The following is a 6,065-nucleotide window of genomic DNA, read 5'->3' on the forward strand; positions in this document are numbered from 1 at the left end:
GCCGGAAGCGCCCCGTCAGAACGGGATGGCAAGTTGGAGCGCTTCATCGACAGTACTGACACCGACGACATCGATACCAGGTGGGGCCGTCCAGCCCCCGAGGTTATTTTTCGGGATAATCGCCCGCGTAAATCCGAGCTTGGCCGCTTCGGCGACACGCTGTTCAATCCGTGACACCCGTCGCACTTCCCCGGTCAATCCAACTTCGCCGATGCACACATCCGTCGGACGGGTCGGACGATCGCGGAAACTTGACGCAATCGAGATGCAAATCGCCAAATCAATCGCAGGCTCATCCAACTTGACACCGCCCGCAGCTTTTAAATAAGCATCTTGCGTTTGGAGTAAAAGCCCTGATCGTTTCTCAAGGACGGCCATGAGGAGCGCGACCCGGTTCTGGTCGATCCCTGTTGCCATCCGACGTGGATTTCCGAATGAGGTCGGGGAAATTAATGCCTGCAGCTCGACGAGCACCGTCCGCGTCCCTTCCATCGACGCGACGACAGTTGAGCCCGAGACCCCGGCAGTCCGTTCTTCTAGGAAAATTTCAGACGGATTGAGCACTTCTTCGAGACCGCCTTCCTTCATTTCAAAGATACCGATCTCGTTCGTCGATCCGAACCGATTTTTGACGGCCCGTAAAATACGGAACGTGTGGTGACGTTCGCCTTCAAAGTAAAGGACGGCATCGACCATATGCTCGAGCAGACGAGGTCCCGCAATCGACCCTTGTTTCGTCACGTGACCGACGATAAAGACGGCAATTCCACGGGTCTTCGCGATTTTCATGAGCGCTGCCGTACATTCCCGAACTTGGGCGACACTACCTGGCGCCGACTGAATCTCATCCATATAGACGGTTTGAATCGAGTCGATAATGACGAACCCTGGTTCCTCTTCATCGATGACCCGTTCAATCATCAACATATCCGTCTCCGCGAGGACATATAAGTCCTCGGTCGGGAGGCCGAGCCGCTCGGCGCGAAGTTTCGTCTGTTTGAGCGATTCTTCCCCGGAAATATAGAGCACTTTCCGTCCACTGTGCGCCAAATGGGCGCTCACTTGAAGCAAAATCGTCGACTTTCCGATTCCCGGATCGCCACCGACGAGGACGAGTGAGCCTGGAACGATTCCGCCCCCAAGCACGCGGTCAAACTCCTGACTGTTCGTATGGACCCGCGTCTCTTCTTGTGACACAACGTCCGACAGACGCTCCGGCTTCAGCTGTCTCGAGGAGCTATGGACGAATGCGGCCCCCCGCTTCGCCTTTTTCTCTTCGACAAACTCTTCAACGAGCGTATTCCACTCGTTACAACCTGGGCAACGCCCCATCCATTTTGCGGATTCGTATCCGCATGACTGACATACGTACTTCGTTTTAATTTTTGCCATGATGTTCCTTTCCGTCTAAAAAAGCCCCCTCACATGAGAGAGGGAGCCTTGTAGTTACTGAACGACACCTTCATTACGGACGACGAATTCGCCGTCTTGTACATCGAGCGCCACTTTGCTGCCTTTTGTGATGCTGCCGCTGAGCATCGCCTCTGAGAGTCGGTCCTCAACCTCACGCTGGAGCGCACGGCGGAGTGGACGAGCCCCGTATTCCGGGTCGTACCCGACTTCAGCGATTTTCTCGAGCGCTGATTCGGTGAGACTGAAATCAATGCCTTGTTCTCCGAGACGTTTCGTAAGTGTCTCGGCCATAAGTTTGACAATTTCTTGGATGTGCTCTTTTTGGAGCGAGTGGAAGACAGTGATCTCGTCAATCCGGTTCAAGAACTCGGGACGGAACGCTTTTTTCAACTCTTCCATGACTTTGTCTTTCATTTCGGTATATTCACGTTTCACATCATCTTCAACCGTGAATCCGACATATTTGTTGCGTTTGAGGGCTGCCGCACCGACGTTTGACGTCATGATGATGACCGTGTTCCGGAAGTCGACCGTACGCCCTTTCGAGTCAGTCAAGCGACCGTCATCGAGCACTTGAAGCAAGATGTTGAACACTTCAGGGTGGGCCTTCTCAATCTCATCAAGCAAGATGACCGAATATGGTTTGCGACGAACCTTCTCAGTCAATTGACCGCCTTCTTCATAGCCGACGTAACCTGGAGGCGACCCGACGAGACGGCTCGTCGCGTGTTTCTCCATATACTCAGACATGTCGATTCGGATGATGGCGTCTTCGTCACCGAACAACGCTTCAGCCACAGCACGAGCCAACTCGGTTTTCCCGACACCAGTTGGTCCGAGGAATACGAACGAACCAATCGGACGTTTCGGATCTTTCAATCCGGCACGAGCCCGGCGAATCGCCCGCGAAATCGATTTGACGGCCTCATCTTGACCGATGACCCGGCCGTGGAGAATCGATTCGAGTTTGAGGAGACGATCTGTCTCTTCTTCGGCGATCTTCGTCACCGGGACACCTGTCCAGTTGGCGACGACTTGCGCAATATCTTCTTTCGTTACTTCGAGTTTTTCGTTCCCTTGCTTATTCTGCCATTCCGACTTGAGCTGTTCGAGCTCATCCCGGAGTTTCTGTTCGGTATCACGTAACGAGGCAGCCTTCTCGAACTCTTGACTCTGTACAGCCGAATCTTTCTCTTTGCGAATCGACTCAAGACGAGCCTCGAGTTCTTTCAAATTCGGCGGTGCCGTGAACGAACGAAGTCTTACTTTCGAAGCAGCCTCATCGACGAGGTCGATCGCTTTATCCGGAAGGAAACGGTCCGAGATGTAGCGGTCCGAGAGAACGACGGCTTCATGAATCGCTTCATCTGTGATTGTGACGCGATGGTGCGCCTCGTAACGGTCACGTAACCCGAAGAGGATTTGTTCTGCCTCATCCGTTGTCGGTTCATTGACTTGGATCGGTTGGAACCGGCGTTCGAGTGCCGCATCTTTCTCGATATACTTCCGGTACTCATCAAGTGTCGTCGCTCCGATACATTGGAGTTCACCACGTGCGAGTGACGGTTTCAAAATGTTCGACGCGTCGATTGCGCCTTCAGCGCCGCCAGCTCCAATCAATGTGTGCAATTCGTCGATGAAAAGAATGACGTTCCCAGCTTGGCGAATCTCATCCATTACCTTTTTCAATCGGTCCTCAAATTCACCGCGGTATTTCGTTCCGGCGACGAGTGTTCCCATATCAAGTACCATGACACGTTTATTACGAAGAGTTTCTGGAACTTCGTTATTAATGATCTGTTGAGCGAGACCTTCGACGACTGCCGTTTTCCCGACCCCTGGTTCCCCAATGAGGACCGGGTTATTTTTTGTCCGGCGAGACAACACTTCGATGACGCGTTGAATCTCGCCAGCGCGGCCGATGACTGGGTCAAGACGCGACTCACGCGCCTGTTGGGTCAAGTCACGGGCCAAGCCGTCTAGCGTTGGTGTCGCGGCACTCGTTCCAGGTTGTGACGCATTAGAAGATGACTCCGTGTTTCCTAAGAGTTGAAGTACTTGCTGACGTGCCTTCGTCAAACTGACTCCAAGGTTGTTCAAAACACGAGCCGCCACACCTTCGCCTTCACGAATCACGCCGAGTAAAATGTGCTCGGTGCCGACGTAAGAATGTCCAAGTTTTCGAGCCTCGTCCATCGAGAGTTCGATTACTTTTTTTGCACGCGGTGTATAGTGAATCGTTGAGCCGTTTTCTGATCCACGGCCAATGAGTGCCTCTACTTCTTGTTGAATCTTTTCAGACGTGAGTCCGAGGGCGAACAGTGCTTTAGCAGCAATCCCTTCCCCTTCACGGACGAGTCCGAGTAAAATATGTTCCGTACCAATATTATGATGGCCAAGTCGTACCGCTTCCTCTTGTGCTAAAGCTAATACGCGCTGAGCTCGTTCTGTAAATCGACCAAACATCATTGACAAAACCTCCTTAAAGTTGGATCAAACTAAGCCATGATCTAACGTTCGACGAACGAGAGTCGCTCGTTCGCGATCTCGTTCTTTCGTAGATAATGTTTTCCCGAAATGTTTTTGTAGGAAACCTGATTGAAGCTTTACAATTAATTCGTGAAACTGAGGTGGACTCCAGTCGGACAAAATACCAAGGTCACTCGCCAAGTGCAAATCCGACAGACGTTCAATCGCTTCTGTCGATGATAACAGTTTCGCATAACGTAAAATTCCGTATGAGCGATAAAACTGGTCCTCTAACTCGTCTTGGTTGCTAGCCAGTAGCTCTTCCCGTGCTTGTCGTTCCGCCTGAATGACTTGCTCCGTAACTTCCATAAAATCTGTCAACAACTGTGATTCATGACTGCCGAGTGTGCGTTGATTCGATAATTGAAACAATCGTCCCGCCGCGTCGCTACCTTCTCCATACCGTCCCCGAATCGTATATCCGAGCTTGCGAAGCTCTTTCAATATAGGAGTAATTCGCCCTGTCAACGTTAGCCCTGGGAGATGGAGCATCACTGACGCTCGAAGTCCTGTACCGATATTACTTGGACAAGTCGTTAAATATCCGAGCTGTTCGTCATATGCGTATGGGAGAGATTCGCCACAGAGAACATCGACTCGTTTCGCGAGTTCAAACGCTTCTTCCACTTGATAACCCGGGAGTAACGTTTGAATTCGTAAGTGATCTTCTTCATTAATAAGCACACTGATCGTTTCATCTTCACTTAACAAGACGGCACTTTCTTCTTTTCCAGCAATCGTTGGGCTAATCAAATGTTTTTCAACGAGTGCTTGTCGTGTCACTACATCGTAAGTGCCCATGTGCAAATATTCGAAGCCTTGCAATCCGCCAAGTGACGTTTCAACACGTTGACAAAGCTGATGTTGACTTTCTTTAGATAAAACCGGAGAAAAGACTGTATCTTTTAAGTTACGCGCTAGACGGATACGAGTGGAGATGACTAAGTCATCAAGTTTCGCTCGCTCTTTCATCTTCGGACCGAGTGGATGCTTGAGCAATGGTTCCATCATGCCTCACCTTGTCCTTTCAGTTGAATTATTTCTTTTTTAATTCGCGCTGCACGTTCATAATCTTCTTGTTCGACGGCTCGTTGTAACTCCCCTGCTAACTTTTGGAGTCGCTCTTCGATTCGCTCGTCGGGTGTGCGCAAGGCATCAGGCATCGAACCGACGTGAACATCATGGCCTTGCTGGTACTGCCGAGTGATTTTAATCAGTTCATCACGAAACACCGTATAACAAGTAGCGCATCCAGCTTTTCGTAAATGAGCCAGCTCGTTTTGTGTCAGTTGACACGTGGGACAGCGTTTCACGACCGGCACATAACCTGACATGATTTCTACTGTACAATTACGACATAGTTTACGCGTTACAGGAATTCCATTCTCCACTACTTGAATTTCATTGACGGCAGGTCGCCGTTTGCATCGTTCACATAGCATAGATGTATGCCTCCGTCAGTCAATGGTAACTAAGTAATTTCATTAATGCGAGTAACTGTTGTCTTCGAATCAAGTGTCGATCTTCAGCGTTCAAGCCGAGCGCTTCATCAGACAATAAATGATACAACAAGCGCACTTCCCGCTCACTCAACATCCCTTCTTCAAATAAGCGAATCAAGATGTTCTCGACAAGCTGTTCGGAAAGACGAGGATGGTCTTGTAAAATATCCATCAAGCTGACCAACACGTCTTGCTTTTCATGTAAAATTACGCGGCGAATGCGAATATATCCCCCGCCCCCACGCTTACTTTCGACCAAATAGCCCTTCTCGACCGTAAAGCGCGTATTAATGACGTAGTTGATTTGAGACGGAACACATTCGAAACGCTTGGCAATATCTTGCCGTTTAATCTCGATTGCTTCGGCCTGGCTCTCCTTCAGCACTTGTTTTAAATACTGTTCGATTACATCCGATATGTTTCTCATCTCCACCACCCTCTGACCATCTTTGACTTTTGACTATATTCTATCATTGATTCAAAAAAAGGCAAACGAAAAGCGATGTCGCAACTGCGACATCGCTAGATATACAAAAAAAGAACGACCAAGCGGATGCTTGATCGTCCTTCGCGTTGGCCTGGCAACGTCCTATCCTCACAGGGGGAGACCCCCAACTACTT

Annotated in this window: 5 protein-coding genes; all 5 read right to left on the reverse strand. The window is 50.0% G+C overall.

Annotated elements, in window-relative coordinates; genetic code table 11:
* Positions 1-15: 15 nt before the first annotated feature.
* From radA to KNP78_RS14090, 5 genes are read right to left on the reverse strand one after another with little or no spacing between them, the layout of a single operon-like run.
* Complete coding sequence (gene radA / locus KNP78_RS14070; RefSeq protein ID WP_034781742.1) at positions 16-1,392, reverse strand: DNA repair protein RadA; 1,377 nt, start codon at positions 1,390-1,392, stop codon at positions 16-18.
* 54 nt (positions 1,393-1,446) lie between these two features.
* On the reverse strand, positions 1,447-3,882 hold the full coding sequence (gene clpC / locus KNP78_RS14075; RefSeq protein WP_034781743.1) for an ATP-dependent protease ATP-binding subunit ClpC: 2,436 nt from the start codon (positions 3,880-3,882) through the stop codon (positions 1,447-1,449).
* Positions 3,883-3,906: 24 nt separating this feature from the next.
* Positions 3,907-4,950, reverse strand: a complete 1,044-nt coding sequence (locus KNP78_RS14080) for a protein arginine kinase (RefSeq protein ID WP_214825077.1) — start codon at positions 4,948-4,950, stop codon at positions 3,907-3,909.
* Positions 4,950-5,384 carry a UvrB/UvrC motif-containing protein gene (locus tag KNP78_RS14085; protein WP_034781746.1) on the reverse strand — a complete coding sequence of 145 codons (435 nt, stop codon included), beginning with the start codon at positions 5,382-5,384 and terminating at the stop codon, positions 4,950-4,952. Before KNP78_RS14085 ends, KNP78_RS14080 begins: the two co-directional genes overlap by 1 nt.
* 19 nt (positions 5,385-5,403) lie before the next feature.
* Positions 5,404-5,871, reverse strand: coding sequence for a CtsR family transcriptional regulator (locus KNP78_RS14090; protein WP_034781748.1), 468 nt, complete (start codon positions 5,869-5,871; stop codon positions 5,404-5,406).
* Between the last annotated feature and the right edge of the window lie 194 nt (positions 5,872-6,065).

It is taken from the genome of Exiguobacterium sp. s28, from assembly GCF_018618135.1.
GTDB classification, from domain to species: domain Bacteria; phylum Bacillota; class Bacilli; order Exiguobacteriales; family Exiguobacteriaceae; genus Exiguobacterium; species Exiguobacterium mexicanum_A.